At 55.3% G+C, this 15593-nt stretch carries 14 protein-coding genes and 1 tRNA gene; 9 read left to right on the forward strand and 6 right to left on the reverse strand.

What is annotated here, in order from left to right:
* The first annotated feature begins 90 nt into the window (after window positions 1-90).
* From nudC to RSAL33209_RS05375, 3 genes are read left to right on the forward strand one after another with little or no spacing between them, the layout of a single operon-like run.
* Window positions 91-1032, forward strand: coding sequence for an NAD(+) diphosphatase (gene nudC, locus RSAL33209_RS05365; RefSeq protein WP_012244661.1), 942 nt, complete (start codon window positions 91-93; stop codon window positions 1030-1032).
* Complete coding sequence (locus RSAL33209_RS05370; protein ID WP_012244662.1) at window positions 1025-3169, forward strand: ATP-dependent DNA helicase UvrD2; 2145 nt, start codon at window positions 1025-1027, stop codon at window positions 3167-3169. Before nudC ends, RSAL33209_RS05370 begins: the two co-directional genes overlap by 8 nt.
* Complete coding sequence (locus RSAL33209_RS05375; protein WP_012244663.1) at window positions 3166-3759, forward strand: M48 metallopeptidase family protein; 594 nt, start codon at window positions 3166-3168, stop codon at window positions 3757-3759. Before RSAL33209_RS05370 ends, RSAL33209_RS05375 begins: the two co-directional genes overlap by 4 nt.
* A 13-nt stretch (window positions 3760-3772) precedes the next feature.
* Here RSAL33209_RS05375 and RSAL33209_RS05380 read toward each other — a convergent pair whose 3' ends face one another.
* Window positions 3773-4408, reverse strand: a complete 636-nt coding sequence (locus RSAL33209_RS05380) for a class I SAM-dependent methyltransferase (protein WP_012244664.1) — start codon at window positions 4406-4408, stop codon at window positions 3773-3775.
* An 8-nt stretch (window positions 4409-4416) separates the two neighbouring features.
* Window positions 4417-5829, reverse strand: a complete 1413-nt coding sequence (locus RSAL33209_RS05385; RefSeq protein ID WP_012244665.1) for a zinc-dependent metalloprotease — start codon at window positions 5827-5829, stop codon at window positions 4417-4419.
* A gap of 291 nt (window positions 5830-6120) precedes the next feature.
* Here RSAL33209_RS05385 and RSAL33209_RS05390 point away from each other — a divergent pair, with 291 nt between their 5' ends.
* The 3 genes from RSAL33209_RS05390 (at window position 6121) to RSAL33209_RS05400 (ending at window position 10686) form a co-directional block, all read left to right on the forward strand.
* A complete protein-coding gene (locus RSAL33209_RS05390; protein WP_233494279.1) occupies window positions 6121-7287 on the forward strand; it encodes a YlbL family protein in 1167 nt (388 codons plus the stop codon).
* A gap of 173 nt (window positions 7288-7460) precedes the next feature.
* A complete protein-coding gene (locus tag RSAL33209_RS05395; RefSeq protein ID WP_012244667.1) occupies window positions 7461-10475 on the forward strand; it encodes a UPF0182 family membrane protein in 3015 nt (1004 codons plus the stop codon).
* A 137-nt stretch (window positions 10476-10612) separates the two neighbouring features.
* A tRNA-Met gene (locus tag RSAL33209_RS05400) sits at window positions 10613-10686 on the forward strand.
* A 224-nt stretch (window positions 10687-10910) separates the two neighbouring features.
* Here RSAL33209_RS05400 and RSAL33209_RS19155 read toward each other — a convergent pair.
* A complete protein-coding gene (locus tag RSAL33209_RS19155) occupies window positions 10911-11138 on the reverse strand; it encodes a trypsin-like serine protease (RefSeq protein WP_012244668.1) in 228 nt (75 codons plus the stop codon).
* Between the two features lie 56 nt (window positions 11139-11194).
* Entirely contained in the window at window positions 11195-11635 is a 441-nt protein-coding gene (locus tag RSAL33209_RS19160) for a trypsin-like serine protease (RefSeq protein WP_012244669.1), read from the reverse strand.
* Between the two features lie 316 nt (window positions 11636-11951).
* Between RSAL33209_RS19160 and RSAL33209_RS05420 the strand changes: the two genes are divergently transcribed.
* Window positions 11952-12434 carry a DUF6640 family protein gene (locus RSAL33209_RS05420; RefSeq protein ID WP_199533202.1) on the forward strand — a complete coding sequence of 161 codons (483 nt, stop codon included), beginning with the start codon at window positions 11952-11954 and terminating at the stop codon, window positions 12432-12434.
* Window positions 12421-12804, forward strand: a complete 384-nt coding sequence (locus tag RSAL33209_RS05425; protein ID WP_012244672.1) for a winged helix-turn-helix transcriptional regulator — start codon at window positions 12421-12423, stop codon at window positions 12802-12804. Before RSAL33209_RS05420 ends, RSAL33209_RS05425 begins: the two co-directional genes overlap by 14 nt.
* Before the next feature lie 17 nt (window positions 12805-12821).
* Here RSAL33209_RS05425 and RSAL33209_RS05430 read toward each other — a convergent pair whose 3' ends face one another.
* Window positions 12822-13931: an oxygenase MpaB family protein gene (locus tag RSAL33209_RS05430; protein ID WP_049758843.1), complete on the reverse strand. Its 1110-nt coding sequence runs from the start codon at window positions 13929-13931 to the stop codon at window positions 12822-12824.
* Between the two features lie 147 nt (window positions 13932-14078).
* Window positions 14079-14693, reverse strand: coding sequence for a TetR/AcrR family transcriptional regulator (locus tag RSAL33209_RS05435; protein ID WP_158539294.1), 615 nt, complete (start codon window positions 14691-14693; stop codon window positions 14079-14081).
* 216 nt (window positions 14694-14909) lie between these two features.
* Between RSAL33209_RS05435 and RSAL33209_RS05440 the strand changes: the two genes are divergently transcribed.
* Window positions 14910-15542, forward strand: coding sequence for a DUF6230 family protein (locus RSAL33209_RS05440; protein ID WP_145962044.1), 633 nt, complete (start codon window positions 14910-14912; stop codon window positions 15540-15542).
* The last annotated feature ends 51 nt before the right edge of the window (window positions 15543-15593 follow it).

The following is a 15593-nucleotide window of genomic DNA, read 5'->3' on the forward strand; positions in this document are numbered from 1 at the left end:
TGGCCAAATCACAGCGTGTTTTCAGCTCACGTCCGGCTATGGGTCGCTGATCGAGTGTGAATTGTCGGGCCTAGTCAGTACGGTAGGACTATGACCCGTTTGGACGCATTGCCGTGGCAGCACTCTGTAATCGACAGAGGGAGCGAACGGCGAATCGAAGACGGTTTTTTGGCCAGGCTTGCGGCAAACCCGCGGACAGCTTATTTGCTGGTCCGAGAGGGCAAAACTTTGGTCCACGACGGCCAGATTTATCTCGCGAGCGCTGCCATACCGGGTGCGCTAGCGGTTTATTTGGGCCGTACTGAAAATGGCACTGAATTAGTCGCGTTGGATTTACCGGCTGCAGACCAATCCGTTGAGGAGCTCTCTGACGCTGAGGCTTTTGGCGCTCCTGAGAATAGCCGTTGGCTCGGATTCCGTCAGGTTGGGATGGATTTAACTGCTGATCGTTCACAGCACTTTATTGAAGCGCTGGCCATTCTCAATTGGCATCGGGTGCACACACACTGTCCTCGATGCGGATCAGTCACAGTGCTGGAAGCCGCAGGTTGGGTACGTCGCTGCCCGAATGAGAATTCTGAGCACTATCCGCGCACCGATCCGGCGATCATTGTTACGGTGGTGGATCGTGATGACCGGTTGTTGCCAGGTAACGGCGCCACCTGGGAACCGCATCGGTTCTCTACCTTGGCTGGCTTTGTTGAGCCGGGGGAGTCATTAGCGCAAGCCGTGGTGCGGGAAATCGGCGAAGAAGTAGGCGTCCGAGTGCACACCGTGGATTATTTGGGCTCACAACCTTGGCCGTTTCCGGCGTCATTGATGCTCGGGTTCCATGCCATCACTGACGATACTGAGGCAAAGCCCGACGGCGTCGAAGTTGCCAGTGCGCGTTGGTTCAGTAGAGACGAGTTGCAAGCGGCCGTACTCAGTGGCGAAATCGTCATCTCGCACCGGATGTCAATTGCGCGCGCGTTGATTGAAAATTGGTATGGCGGGCTAATCCAGGAGCCACTGAGTAAAACTGATGGTTGATTCACTTGAAGAGCGCGTACTGGCTGGCCTGGATGAGGAGCAGCTGCTAGTAGCTACTACGCTGAGCGGTCCAGTATGTGTGCTTGCTGGTGCCGGCACTGGTAAGACTCGGGCAATCACGCACCGAATTGCCTATGGCGTGCTTGGCGGTTCCTATAATCCTCAACGGCTACTTGCCGTGACATTTACCGCGCGGGCAGCTGCCGAGATGCGCACTCGGTTACGTGATTTAGGTGTTGGATCGGTTCAAGCCAGGACCTTTCACGCCGCGGCACTGCGGCAGTTACAGTTTTTCTGGCCGCAGGTGGTTGGCGGTGCATTGCCCGGATTGCTAGATCACAAGGCTGCATTAATTGCGGAATCCGCACGACGATTAAGGCTCAGCACGGATCGGGCTGCCGTTCGAGATCTTGCCTCCGAGGTTGAGTGGGCCAAAGTATCAATGCTTACGCCGGAAACCTATGCCCAGAAAGCCACCGATCGAGGCACTCCTGGTGGCTTCGACGTCACGACGATGGCAAGGATTTTCCAGTCTTATGAGGACGTCAAAACCGACCGAAATCTGATTGATTTTGAAGACGTGCTGCTTTTGACCGTAGGGATATTGCAGGAAGATCAACGGGTAGCCGCGACGGTTCGGGAGCAGTACCGGCATTTTGTTGTGGACGAGTACCAGGACGTTTCGCCACTCCAGCAGCGATTACTTGAGCTTTGGCTGGGCGGGCGTGAGGAACTGTGTGTAGTCGGTGATGCCAGCCAGACTATCTACTCGTTCACTGGTGCTGACTCAAAACATTTGCTTGAGTTTGGGCAACGGTACCCGGAAGCGCAATTGGTGAAACTTGTCCGAGACTACCGTTCCACCCCGCAGGTTGTGCAGCTGGCTAACTCGCTGTTGGCGGCACGCCGGCCTGCCGGTCGAGTTGCTGACGCCGCGTGGGCACAACCATTGCAGTTGATCGCTCAGCGTGCGGCTGGTCCAACACCAACATTCACAGAATGTGCAGACGATGAGGCAGAAGCGGTTTCAGTAGCGGCGAAAATTAAGGCGCTCATTACTTCCGGCGTGCAGGCAGCTCAAATCGCAGCGCTATTCCGAACAAACGGTCAGTCTGAGGCCTATGAGCAGGCCTTGAGCTCCGCGGGGATTGGTTATCAGCTCCGCGGCGGCGAACGGTTCTTTGCGCGCAAAGAGGTCCGCGATGCAATTCTGTCTCTTCGGGCAGCCTCGCGTGCTGACACAAGCTATGACGACGGCCAAAACCCACCGCTACCGCAGCAAGTACGTGATGTGCTCACTAGCTTGGGGTATTCGGAGCAAGCACCTGCTGGCGGCGGCGCCGTCCGTGAGCGCTGGGAGTCCCTTGCCGCGTTGGTGGCGCTAGCCGATGAACTGACGGTTGCCCGCGCCCCGGTAGATGGCGGCCCAGAGTTTGCTTTGACTGATTTTGTTGCCGAGTTGCAAGAGCGTTCACTTTCGCAGCATGCGCCTACCGTCCAAGGCGTCACCTTGGCTTCGTTGCACTCTGCCAAGGGTCTGGAGTGGGACGCGGTGTTTTTAGTTGGCCTGAGCGAGGGTCTGATGCCGATCAGCTTCGCCGATACCGCCAAGGGTGTAGACGAGGAGCGCAGGCTTTTTTATGTCGGTGTCACTCGGGCACGCGAACACCTGAACCTGAGTTGGTCGTTATCGAGGACTCCGGGCGGCAGAGCACATCGAAAGCCCTCTCGTTTCCTGGACGGGCTCCGTCAAGGAACCGCGCCCGTGTCTGGGCGAAATTTTGCTGCCCGCGCTGAGTCGAAGTTGACCCGGAAACCGCCCGCGCTGTGTCGGGTGTGCGGCAAGCCGCTTAGCAGCGGTGCTGAGCGGAAGATTGGTCGCTGTGCTGAGTGCCCGGCCACGTATCAGGAAGCAACTTTCGAAGCGCTGCGCTCCTGGCGGCTCGAAGAGGCACGAACGGCACAGCTTCCAGCCTTCATGATTTTCACAGATGCGACCTTGGTCGCGATTGCCGAGGCTCGACCAAGTTCAATGGAAGATTTATCCGCCGTGGTGGGCATTGGCCCGAGCAAATTGGAACGGTATGGCGATGCCGTGCTCGAGTTATTGCGGTTGGAAGTAGAAAAAGCCGGATGAAAGCAACGAAGCCTGCGCAGGTTTGGGACGGCGAAAGCGAGTTGCGCACCTCGGAGGGATTGCCGGTCATCATCCGCAGGTCCGCCAGGCGTCGTCGAACTGTTAGCGCATTCTGGGAAGACGGCCGCGCGGTCGTAGCGATTCCGGCGAGTTTCAGCCGTCGGCAAGAGCGTGAATGGGTGCAGAAAATGTTGCTAAAACTGGAGGCGACTAGTCGTCGAGCAGCGCCCAAGCACAAGAGCGATGATTCGTTAATGGCGCATGCTGTGATGCTTTCCGCGCGGTATCTGGACGGGCGTGCGGCCCCGGCTTCGGTGCGATGGGTCAGCAACCAAAACGGTCGGTGGGGTTCAGCAACTCCAGCAGAGAAAACCATCAGACTCTCGGACAAACTTCGAGGGATGCCAGACTGGGTGGTCGACTACGTGCTGCTGCACGAACTTTCGCATTTAATTGTTGCTGGGCACAGCAAAGATTTTTGGGCTTTACTCGAGAGCTATCCAAAGACAGCTGAGGCTAAAGCATTCTTGGCCGGCGTCGGATTTGCAATCGGACGCGGGATAGAGCAAGAAGCGGATTCACCCGAGTAGCCGGGAAATTACCTCATCTTTTGGTCGCGAAAATAAAGGCCTGTGGTGTCTTTTCGTAGTCTTCGGGAGCACGTAGCGTAGTGGCTCGGATAGTGAAGCCTACTGCCTCCAATAAGGTGCAAATTTCTTCGGGCGGAAGACGGAAAGCACCGAGGTCGATCTGGTGCCCATAAGCATCGGCAATATGCCGGGCTTCATTCCCTGACTGACATGCTAGTAACAATTCGCCGCCCGGACGCAGTACACGAGCAAATTCCTCGAAAGCTTCTGGCAGTAGGGTTGGCGGCAAATGAATGATCGAATACCAAGCCAGCACGCCCGCTAATGATGCGTCTGGCAGTGCCAAGGCGAGCATCGAGCCGACGTCGAACTGGATATTCGGATGCCGTTCTTTGGCTACCGCAATCATGCTCGGAGACAGATCGATTCCGCTGGAATCAACGCCTAAAGCGCGAAGATGAGCGGTCACTCGTCCCGGCCCGCAACCAATATCGAGCACCGGACAGGTCAGAACGTATTCGGCAAAACCGGCGAGGATCGCCCGGTCTAAAAATTTGCTATCCAATTCGTGACGCAAAAGTTTTTCGTAGTCCGCGGCAACCGTGTTGTACGCCGTTCTGGTCGTGGTCAGATGCGTGGCCTCGGACATCGGCTTAACTAACTCTTTTCGGGAGGCAGTGCCGGACCAGCATCGCCGTCCTCGGGACCCTGCTCCTCAGAGGGCTCCTCTAGAGTGTCATATCCGCCAGCTAAGAGCTTCTCAAGAGCTTCATCAACTGCTGAGTCCGAAGCCTCGGCCAATTGGCGCCGCTCGCTAAAGCCGCTCGGATCATCCAAATCCTCGGCCGTGGGCAACAAATCCGGGTGTTTCCAGATTGCATCGCGGCCAGCAATTCCGCGCTCGTCTTTCAATGCGGCCCACAAAACTGCGGCTTCACGCAAGCGTCGCGGTCGCAACTCCAGCCCGACCAACGAACCAAACGCGTGCTCCGCCGGCCCACCAGTTGCCCGACGTCGTCGAACCGTTTCACGCAGCGCGGCTGCCGAAGGAAGTTGTGCCGCTGCTTCGAAAGTTAGTTCGTCCACCCAACCTTCAACCAGAGCTAAAGCCGTTTCTAGCTTGGTCAGAGCGGCATCCTGTGCCGGTGTGCGCTGTGGCATAAATACGCCCTGCGAAAGAGCTTCACGAATCCGCTCGGGGTCCGAGGGGTCCAAGTCGCGAGCGAGCTCCTCCATCCGAGAGGTGTCAATGTGAATCCCGCGGGCATAAGCCTCAATGGCACCCAAAAGGTGGCCTCGAAGCCAGGGCACCTGTACGAAAAGGCGCGCATGCGCAGCTTCGCGCAATGCGAGGAAAAGCCGAACATCTTGCTCTGGCAGCTCGAGCCCCTCGCCGAAAGCCGTGACATTAGCCGGCAGTAGGGCCATCTGCAGATCCGCCAACGGAATTCCGATGTCGGTGGAAGAAACAACTTCCTTGGCGAGCGCACCGACGGCCTGGCCCAATTGCATACCGAACATTGCGCCGCCCATGTTTTGCAGCATCGAAGCGGCTCCGCCCATCATGGACTTCATCTCTTCGGGCATTTGCTCTTGCAACGTGGTGGACAGTGCCAAAGCCACGCTATTCGCGACTGGTTCGGTAAGTCGCTTCCAGGTTCCTAAGGTTTCCTCGACCCATTCAACGCGCGACCAAGCTTTACCGATTAGTCCAGTGCTGGCCAGGTCTGTAACCGGGTCAAGCCACAGCTCAGCTAACCGCAACGCCTCGTCGACTTCATGTGATTGCAATTCGGAGACGGACGGGTCGCCGCAAGCTGCCGCCTGCCGCGCATTGTCGTGCGCCAATTGCCAATTGACGGGCCCTTCGGAGGGCGAATTCATCATCGTCTGGAACTGGGCGAACATCTGCTGGAGCACATTTGGATCGGAAGGCAGCCCGGCAGCTTTTGCTAGCTCGGCGGGATCGATACCCTCCAGGCCCTTGCCACCCATCAGGTTCGCCAACATTTCTTGCAGCGGGTCGCGGGGCGTCTCGTCATCGTTGTTATTGGCTGGCTCGTTGCTCATCGCGCATCCTCGGCTGGGCTGACTATTCCAAAGACCGGTGCTCTGGCCTTCATGCCAAGGTACCGCCGTGGGGTGCTCTTTGTCTGCGTATCTGGGCTTTAAGTTCGCTCTAGGCCAAGATCTCAGCAGATTTCACAGGCTCGGGGGAGCAATTGTTGTTCCGGCCAATCGCCTCAGCACAGGCAGAACGCGTAGGCTAGGAGTTTGACGCCCACCAGTGTGCACTCAGCGTAAAAATTGTCGGGGAGTCGGATTGAGGTCGAATTGAGTCAGGCGCACCCCGGGAATCCGGTGCCCAACAGCAACATCCCCGATAACCAGCTGCCCAGTTATCCGGCAGTGAATTCGCAATTTTCACAGTTTCCACCGAGCTATCCGTTGCCGGGCTACCTGCCGCCTAAGCGACCACGGGACGGTCGTTCGGTAGCGATGATCGTTTCAGGCGTGTTGGCGCTAGCCTTGGCCGTCCTGGTTATTGTCTTGCCAGCACCGTACGTACTGGAGTCTCCTGGACCGACGCTCAACACCTTGGGCGAAGAAAACACGTCCAAAATCATCTCTATAAGTGGTCACGATAGTTTCCCAGCGAGCGGGCAGCTAGATATGGTCACCGTTTACGTTAACGGTGGGCCACAGAATCCGGTTAATTTATTTGAGGCTTATCGGGCGTGGTTAGACCCCAAACAAGCGGTCATTCCGGTCGAATTGCTTTATCCGCCCAGCGCGACCAAAGACCAGATTAATTCACAAAATGCTGCGGAAATGAGCAACTCGCAAGATAACGCTCGGGCAGCGGCACTGGGATATTTGGGCATTCAATATCAAGACCAGATTCTGATTGATTCGGTTGCCGACGGATCGCCTTCTACTGGCAAACTCCAACCGGGCGATCAGCTGAAAAGTATCAATGGGAAGCCGATTACCGGATTGACTGTGATCCAAGACGAACTCGCTGCTGGCAATGGCGCTGCAGTGACAATCGATGTTTTGCGCTCGGGGCAAGCACAGAAGCTGAGTATCGAGCCGAAAAAGAATAGCGAAGGTCGGTATCTGCTCGGCGTTGTCCTCAAATACAAATATGTTTTTCCGTTCGACGTGAAAATCAGTTTGGAAAATGTTGGCGGACCGAGTGCTGGAATGATGTTTGCGCTGGGCATCATTGACACGCTGACGCCAGGTGATCTCACCGGTGGAAAGCATTTTGCTGGGACCGGGACTATTGACGCCGCCGGAAATGTTGGTGCCATTGGCGGCATAGTGCAGAAAATGTACGGCGCACGCTCTGCCGGCGCAACGGTATTCCTTGCGCCTGCGGTTAATTGCAATGAGGTAGTGGGCAATGTTCCGGAAGGTCTTCAAGTAGTGCGGGTGGACACGCTCAAGAGCGCGTACGACGCCGTCAGCCTGATCGCCAGCGGAAAAGATAGCTCAGCGTTGCCTAGCTGTACCACGAGCTAACCAAAGCGAACGTGGAAAGCGTCAGAGTAAAGACAAAGAAAGCGAGTGGAAATGGAACTGCGAAACACCGTCGTTCGTGGGCTATTTGGGGGAACCTGTGCCTGGGCACTGGAAACCCGGCAAACTTGCTTAGCATTTGAACAAAGCATTACCACTGAGGACAGAGGATCACTGTGACATCCGGACAAAGCACTTCGACACCACGGCGCCGCCGCGGCGCACTGCTTCCCACCCTGATCATCTTGGTGTTGGCGATTATCGCCTTCGTCTTTTTTGCCAATGTTTACACCGAGGTTCTCTGGTTCAACCAGCTGGGCTTTGGTGGAATTTTCTGGCAGCAAAACATTTCCAAGGCGATTATTTTCGTCGCAGCGTTCCTGGTGATGTCGATCGCGGTTTATTTTTCGATCAGAATCGCGTACCGAGCCCGCCCGGTCTACGCACCCGATAGCCAAGTTCAGGACAATCTAAACCATTATCAGGCCCAGCTTGAACCGGTTCGCAAGGTTGTCATGATCGGCGTGCCAATTGTTTTTGGTGTTTTCGCTGGTGCAGCAGCCCTGGGTCAATGGCAAAAGGTGTTGCTTTTCCTTTTTCAAGTTCCGTTTGGCCAAACTGATCCGCAGTTCGGCATGGATATTTCGTTCTACACGAACACCCTGCCGTTCTTTGGCTTCTTGTCCGGCTTTTTGATCGCAGTGGTGCTGATTTCCGGCATCGCAGCTTTGCTCACGCACTATCTTTATGGCGCGATTCGCTTGCAGGAACGCGGAATCTTCACCTCGCGTGCGGCGCGCGTTCAGCTTGCCGTCATGGCTGCGCTGTTCCTGATCATCCTCGGTGTCAACTTCTTCTTGGACCGGTTTGCGACTCTGCAGAACAATGGCGCATTACGTTCTGGCGCCATGTACACCGACGTCAATGCGGTAATCCCGACCAAGGCGATTCTTGCGGTCGCCGCCGGCATCGTTGCCATCCTATTTATCGTGGCCGCCGTCGTCGGACGTTGGCGTCTGCCAGTAATCGGCGCCGCGATGCTCATTATCACCTCAATTGTGGCGGGCGGAATTTACCCTTGGGTCATCCAACAGTTCCAAGTTGGCCCTTCTGAAGCTTCGGTGGAGAAGCCCTATATCCAACGCAATATTGATATGACCCGGTCTGCTTATGGCATCAACGACGTCGAAGTGATTCCTTATAAAGCTTCGACGACGGCGACGCCCGGTGCACTTCGCCAAGACGCTACTACGACGGCAAATATTCGCCTGCTTGACCCAAACTTGATGTCGCAGACTTTTGGCCAGCTGGAGCAGTACCGGCCCTACTACGGTTTCCAGAAGACACTCAACGTTGATCGGTACACGGTTGATGGCAAGTCGCAAGACACCGTGATCGCGCTTCGCGAGTTGAACTCTGGCGGCATTCCGGCCGAGCAACAGACTTGGTACAACAAGAAGCTGGTCTACACGCACGGGTACGGTGTGGTGGCTGCTTACGGCAACACTGCAACAGCAGACGGCAAGCCGGTCTTTATGCAGTCCGGTGTGCCCACCAATGGCAAGCTCGGCGACGATAATTCTTATCAGCCGCGGATTTACTTCGGTCAGAGCACTACTGATTATTCGATCGTCGGTGCCGGTGAAGGTACCGCTTCGGTCGAGCTGGATCGCCCACAAGGCGGCGACAATAGCTCGGACTCGAAGAACACTTTCAGCGGTAATGGCGGCCCGGATGTTGGCAATTGGTTCAACCGATTGGCGTACTCCATCAAATTCCAGTCGACTGACCTGTTGCTTTCTGACGGCGTGAATAGCAAGTCACAGATCCTCTACGACCGCACTCCGGTACAGCGTGTGCAAAAGGTCGCACCGTATCTGACTATCGATGGTAATCCTTACCCGGCAATCGTCGATGGCAAGGTCAAATGGATCGTAGATGGCTACACCACCTCGAATGCCTACCCTTATTCGCAGCAGCAGCCCTTGGATTCGGCTACCTCAGACTCGCTGACGCAGCGCAGTGGTTCTGGCGCGTTGGCCGGCTCGATTAACTACATTCGTAACTCGGTCAAGGCTACGGTTGATGCCTTCGACGGCTCGGTCAACCTCTATGCCTGGGATGACAAAGATCCGATTCTGAAGACTTGGCAGAATATCTTCCCGGCTACGATCAAGCCGATCTCAGAAATGTCTGGCGCATTGCTGAGCCATATTCGCTACCCGGAGGACCTTTTCAAGGTTCAGCGTGAGCTACTTGGCCGTTACCACGTCACCAATGCGACTGAGTTCTATAACAACACCAATGCTTGGAGCGTCCCGAATGATCCAACTACCGGTGATAACACCAAGCAGCCGCCGTATTACATGTCGCTACAGATGCCAGGGCAGAACGCGCCGGCATTCTCGCTGACTTCTAACTTGATTCCGCAACAGGTTGGTGCTAATACCCGTAACGTGCTTTACGGCTATCTAGCTGCCGATGCGGACGCTGGCTCAACTCAGGGCGTGAAGTCGGACTCGTACGGCAAGCTCAGGCTATTGTCATTGCCTACTGATACCCAGGTACCTGGGCCTGGTCAGGTGTTTAATAAGTTCGTCTCCGATCCCAGCGTCTCTAGTTCGTTGAACTTGTTGAAGCAAGGGCAATCGCAAGTGGTGAATGGTAACTTGCTCACGCTGCCCGTTGGCGATGGCTTGCTCTATGTGCAGCCGGTCTATGTGCAGTCTTCCACTGGCGGTTCAAGTTATCCCACATTGCAAAAGGTCTTGGTTGCTTTTGGTGACAAGATTGCCTTTGCTGCGACGCTGAGCGCTGCACTGGATCAGCTGTTCGGTGGCGACTCTGGCGCGGTGACGGGGGATAAAGACAAGCCAACGACGCCGGGCACTGGCGGCACCGGCGGAAACACCGGAACGCCGGGGGAGAACCCGGACGCTAAGGCTGCTTTGGCGAAGTCGCTGCAGGATGCAAACCAGGCGATCAAAGATGGCCAGGACGCATTGTCTAAGGGTGACTTCACCGCTTATGGCACGGCGCAGAAGAAGCTCAATGATGCGATTACGGCAGCTCTAGCAGCCGAAGGGAAGCTCGACGTGACTGCGCCGGGCAGCACCGGCGCACCCACCGGCAGCGCTCCGCCGTCGACTCCGCCGACGGCTGGTAGCTCAACCGGATCGCCGACGCCGTAGCCAGGCGGTCTAAGCTGAAATAAGCGTGAATCGCAGTGCTAATATCCTCACGATATTGGCACTGCGATTCGCATTTTCACAATGAAAAGCCGCCGATTTGGTTCCCAGCACCTGAGCGGGTAAAGTTAGTAAAGCGCAGCGGGGTGGAGCAGTTCGGTAGCTCGCCGGGCTCATAACCCGGAGGTCGCAGGTTCAAATCCTGCCCCCGCAACGAAAGTTGCACGGATAGTGCGTATAAAGTGGCCCTGACCAGCAGAAATGCTGAGCAGGGCCACTTTGCTTTAAGTAGATCACGGTTCAAAAGAAGACCAAGGGGAAGCTGTATAAACCTTAGGGATAAGCGCAGTCGGAAAGTTGGCACTCGTTGAGCGCGGCGACAGCATCCAAAGATGGTCTTGACCAATAGATATTCTGGCCAAGACCATCTAGCAGGGCTTAGAGACCAGAGGTCTGAGTGATCCAGCTCCGAGAGTCAGTCAGGTTCGCGTATTGGCTTGTTGCGTGGGTATCCGATCCCTTGTCGTCAAGATCGCCTCGCGAATCCACTGCAACGATCTTGTTGTTGATGATCAGCGGTCCGCCAGAGTCACCGTGATTTGAGGTTCCCGAGACGCCTTGAACCTGAACTGAGTTTCCACCGTAAGCATCTTGGCCGGAGCCCAAGACCTTGACGGTAGCCTGGTACAGGCCGTCTGAACGGACCGCGTTCGCGCGTCCGCCTAACCCATGATGAGTCCGGAATCGCCCTCATTCGCCTGGTAAGAGTCAGCCAACGCAGGATAGGAAGAAAGGCTCTTTGACTGGGAAAAATGTACCAGACCAACGTCTCCAGCCGAGGAGGCATAAACGTTATCGGCTGCGATTGCGGAGCCACGGTTGGACGTGCTGTTCGAATAGTAGACTTTCATGGAGGAAATGCCGTCGACGCAGTGCTTCGCGGTTAAAACCCACTCTGAGGAAATGGCCTCGCCCGTGCAACCATAGCTGGTGCCATCTTGGACGAACACTAGCTGAACTTCCCACGGCGTATTCGGAGCCTGGCTGCCGCCGATAATTCTTGGCGTGAAGCTTCCAGAAGCTGCCGGGGCCGCACTCGTGCCCGCAAAGGCGAGCGAAGCAACAGCTAATGAGATGACCGTAGATTTGATAACACTTTTCACAGTGCAATCCTTTCAAATTGATTCCAACGCTTGGCGAGCATCGTTGCCTGCCAAGTTGCCAGCGGCAAAGTTGTTTGGACGGGTAGTAAGTAAATGAATCCGGGCAGTTCCGTGCGGAGTTGCCGGGCCGAGTTCGAAACTATGAGCGGTTCCTGCGGGAAAGCTGCGGATATGCCTGAGGAACGTTGAATTCGGCAAAATAGTGAAAAAGATGACGAATAACGGCACTATCTATTTGTTAACTAGTTTCTTTAGGAAACTATCCTGAGGGGTAAGCGCGCCTTTGGCGTTCGATACCCAAGGGAGGTCTCCACTCGTGAACAACTCAGCACGCACAGTAATTGGCACTAAAACACATCTCGGTGGCGGAAAGCTTAGCTTCGGAAAAGCAATTTTGACCCTGACATCGGTGGTGACCATGGTTTCGCCCTATCTAGCTGACTTTAACCGGACGCATGTTTTCAACCCTGAGTGGACTCCACATGCAAAATTCCACAATGGGCAAACCATGGGTACCGGGGCCGCCCTTGGTGCAGCTGCGTTGTTGGCGCTCTGGAAGAGGGGCGATTTTTCTCGGGGCCGATTAGAAGTTGCTGCCGCGTCGGCTTCACTTTATTGGCTCACCCAAGCGTCAGCGTTGCTTTACCCGGGTGCCAAGATGCTCGACGCAGACGGCGATCGGCCAGCAAACAATAAGGGCCCGCAATGGGCAATTTTTAGCGGGATTCTAGCGATGAATGCCTGGGCGTATCGGAGTGAGATACGAAAAATTCTGCGGGGCGTCGATGTCAAAGTCTAGTCAAGACCTGCAGGGCATTGATCCTTGTCCGATTGCCCCCGCGGTTGGTTTGATCTTTGGGCGTTGGACCTCGCACGTCTTGTGGGTGCTGACCCAAAAGGGTCGATTGAGATTCACGGAATTGAGCGCTCAGCTGCAGGCAATTACGCCTAAGATCCTTACCGAGCGATTGCGTCAATTGGAGCGCAACGGATTGGTCAAGCGAACGTATCACGCTGAAGTACCACCACGTGTTGAGTACGAAGCTACTGAGCTAGCACATACGCTGAGCCCAATTTTCACTGCCCTTACGGATTGGTCGGAGGCATATCTACCCGAAGTGGCCCAGTCACAGCGCGTTTTCGACGCGGAGGCTGCCTCTCGAAGGTAGCCTCCGCGAACCCGTGATTAGTCGAAACTTAGAATCGCGTCATGGTGACGGGGTATGTACGGCTTTGGCCCTTTACCTTGTGCGCGTGCTTCTTGATAGGCCGCAAACTGCTCGATCGGTGAGACGGTGTGGCCGAACTTTTCCCGGGCTTCAGCGATGTCGTAGACCTTATCTTCGAGCGGTTGCTGCTTCATGAAGATTGGATCCAGGATCGGGTAAGACAATGGAGAAATATCCGCGACGACCTTCATGACTAGTTTGGGTTTATCACTGAGGAACTTGTGTGCGAACCGCACCGAAAAATTGCCAAACACCGTCATGAACGCCTGATCAAAGGCGGTGACGCGCTGGCCACCCATGGTGTTGGCCCATTCTGGCAGCGTTGAAAGAATCGCGCGAGAGGTAACGAAATTGAGGATCTTTCCAGCAAATCGACGTTTCGGGTCGTCGTATTGCGAAGAGATGTTCCCAATGCCGTTGACTAAGAAATCGTAGTGTTGCTGACCACCCTCGGTTGCGGTGTTACGCGGGCGCCAGTCCCTGAAATATGCTCGAACAGCCTCCCGAGACCGAGGTACTTTGTCTGGATCCATGGTCTGGAACTCGGCGGCTTTAGCGCAGTCTTCCCAGTACTTCACTTCGTCTTGCCGGCTTAGCTTGCCGGGCCCAAACTTCTCATACATCTTAAGAATCGAGTGCCAAGCGGTCATATGAATCCAGAGTTGCGAGTCCGGATTGTTCGCGTCGAACGTCTTGCCAGTGACCGGGTCATGACCGTGAGCTCGGGAATGGATCTTCATCAACATATCCGAATACTTCAACACGGTCTCCGCGTCGGCATACAGCACGGCGGCAAAGTACTGCAGCGTGCGGTCATAACGGAGTTGAGTCCGTTGGCGCACTTGGTCAGTCTGCATCACGGCCGCTGTCAGGTGCGGATCGAGGAACTCTACCGATACCGCTCGAAGGAAACCTAGGGATACCGAGGTAGGGTATAGCCAAACTTGATAGCCAACCGATTCCGGACCGAAAAATCCCCAATCGGCCAACGGCTGTTGTTGGTTTTCTTCGCGTTTTGCGGTGAGTCTGGCCTCGCGATTACTGGCACTTTTAGCTGTGTCTGACATTTCTGCACCTCTTTGAGCAATGAAATCCAACGAAACTGTCCGGGGTGAACCTTAGTAAGTTACCGTCCGGTAATTTACTTCCAGTAAAGTTAGATCTATGCTGACGAGTTGTCAACGACTTGGCTCGAATTCGAGGAATTACCGAAGTTACACCCGGCCAATTCCCAGCATTGGTACGAGATAGCGCAGCGCAAAAGCGCGGATTTCATCTTCGTTTTCGAGGTCAATTTTGCTGACTGGGGTGATGAAGAACGAAACTGTGATGCGCGAATACAACTCGGCCATGATCTCGATATCCACGTCAGGCGCGATGGCGCCGTTCTCTTGTTCATAGCGCAGCGCGTTGACCAGGAAAGTGAACATCGGATTATCGTTGGAGGCGGCAAAGAGCGCCCTTACCCGCTCGGGTTCTGTTACCAGGAACGTCTTCAATAGCGGATGGCGGTGCACTGCGGTGAGGGTAGCGGCGAAGCCTTCCGCTAATCTACCCTCGAGAGTGTCGACGCTCCTCACTGAGTGTAAGTAATGTTCCATCAACACGCCGGCCTCGTGCAGGAAAACATGTTCCACTAAGCGTTCTTTGTTTTCGAATCGGCGGTAGACGGTGATTCGTGAGACTCCGGCCCGCTGCGCAATATCTTCCATACTTGAACGCCGGATGCCGAGGTCGCGGAACTGAGCTTCGGCAGCGGCAAGAATTCTCAGTCCGACTGGATCTTGAGCATCAGAAAGATATGAATCTGGCATTGCGGCGAGATCCAAGCTTTGGTCGTTGGTAGCATCATTCATTATCTTCGCAACGTTACCGGAATCTTGCCAGACTAAGGTGCTAAGGCCGCTGATTTTTCAGATAGTTCTGCGGATAGTCTTGCCAATGGCGCTTGAGCAAATGATACTGAGCTACACAACGTGTATCTATGTTTCATAACAGTCTGGACCGTGAGCTTGCTCACTGTCCTCAGGTTCAAGGAGGAACCGATGGCGCTTAACGTGCAGTCTGGGCAATCAAGTGTTCGGCGTGGCGGACGGACTCGGTGGCGCAAGGCTGTGCTGCTCTTCGCACCGTCGTTGGTCGTCGTGGGAGTACTCGGCGTCGGAATGGCGCAAGGCGCAATCGCTGCTTCTTTCGGCGTATCCGGTAATAGTCTGAAATTCACCACTGGCGATGTGGAGGCTTCAAACGTCTCAGCATTTTTGGGCACTGCTACGAGCACCACATCGTCTGATAAGCCAGTGATGCTTGCTGGAATTCAGACCGCACTGGTGCATGGAATTTGCGCTTCTTCGGTGCTGGACGTGCCAGTTTTTGGCACCATCTCGCTGAAATTCATCGCGAATCCGGACCAACCGATCACCGCAACTAACCTAACTGCTGATGCGGACAGTCTGTTAACTGGCGACGGTGTAATCAATGGCATGCAGGCCGGGATCGATGCTTCGACGCTTAGTGCCACTCCCGGCTTCAAGGGGCCCGCCGGCGTCTTCGGGTTTCAGTCCAGCAGCCTGAACGCGACCGGTTTGAAAGGTACCGCATGGCAAGCAGCCGGTGGATCGATGAAAATTTCTGACATGCAGGTTCAGATGAATCAGGGCAAGGTCGAGTGTTACTGATCCGGCTTTTCGCTTTCTAGATTTTCGAAAGGCCAGCAGAATGCCGATGAG

The organism is Renibacterium salmoninarum ATCC 33209, from assembly GCF_000018885.1.
GTDB classification, from domain to species: Bacteria; Actinomycetota; Actinomycetes; order Actinomycetales; family Micrococcaceae; genus Renibacterium; species Renibacterium salmoninarum.

Coding starts and splice junctions, on each gene's coding strand:
- nudC (WP_012244661.1), top strand. CDS start 91: ATGACCCGTTTGGACGCATTGCCGTGGCAGCACTCTGTAATCGACAGA.
- RSAL33209_RS05370 (WP_012244662.1), top strand. CDS start 1,025: ATGGTTGATTCACTTGAAGAGCGCGTACTGGCTGGCCTGGATGAGGAG.
- RSAL33209_RS05375 (WP_012244663.1), top strand. CDS start 3,166: ATGAAAGCAACGAAGCCTGCGCAGGTTTGGGACGGCGAAAGCGAGTTG.
- RSAL33209_RS05380 (WP_012244664.1), bottom strand. CDS start 4,408: ATGTCCGAGGCCACGCATCTGACCACGACCAGAACGGCGTACAACACG.
- RSAL33209_RS05385 (WP_012244665.1), bottom strand. CDS start 5,829: ATGAGCAACGAGCCAGCCAATAACAACGATGACGAGACGCCCCGCGAC.
- RSAL33209_RS05425 (WP_012244672.1), top strand. CDS start 12,421: ATGTCAAAGTCTAGTCAAGACCTGCAGGGCATTGATCCTTGTCCGATT.
- RSAL33209_RS05430 (WP_049758843.1), bottom strand. CDS start 13,931: ATGTCAGACACAGCTAAAAGTGCCAGTAATCGCGAGGCCAGACTCACC.
- RSAL33209_RS05440 (WP_145962044.1), top strand. CDS start 14,910: ATGGCGCTTAACGTGCAGTCTGGGCAATCAAGTGTTCGGCGTGGCGGA.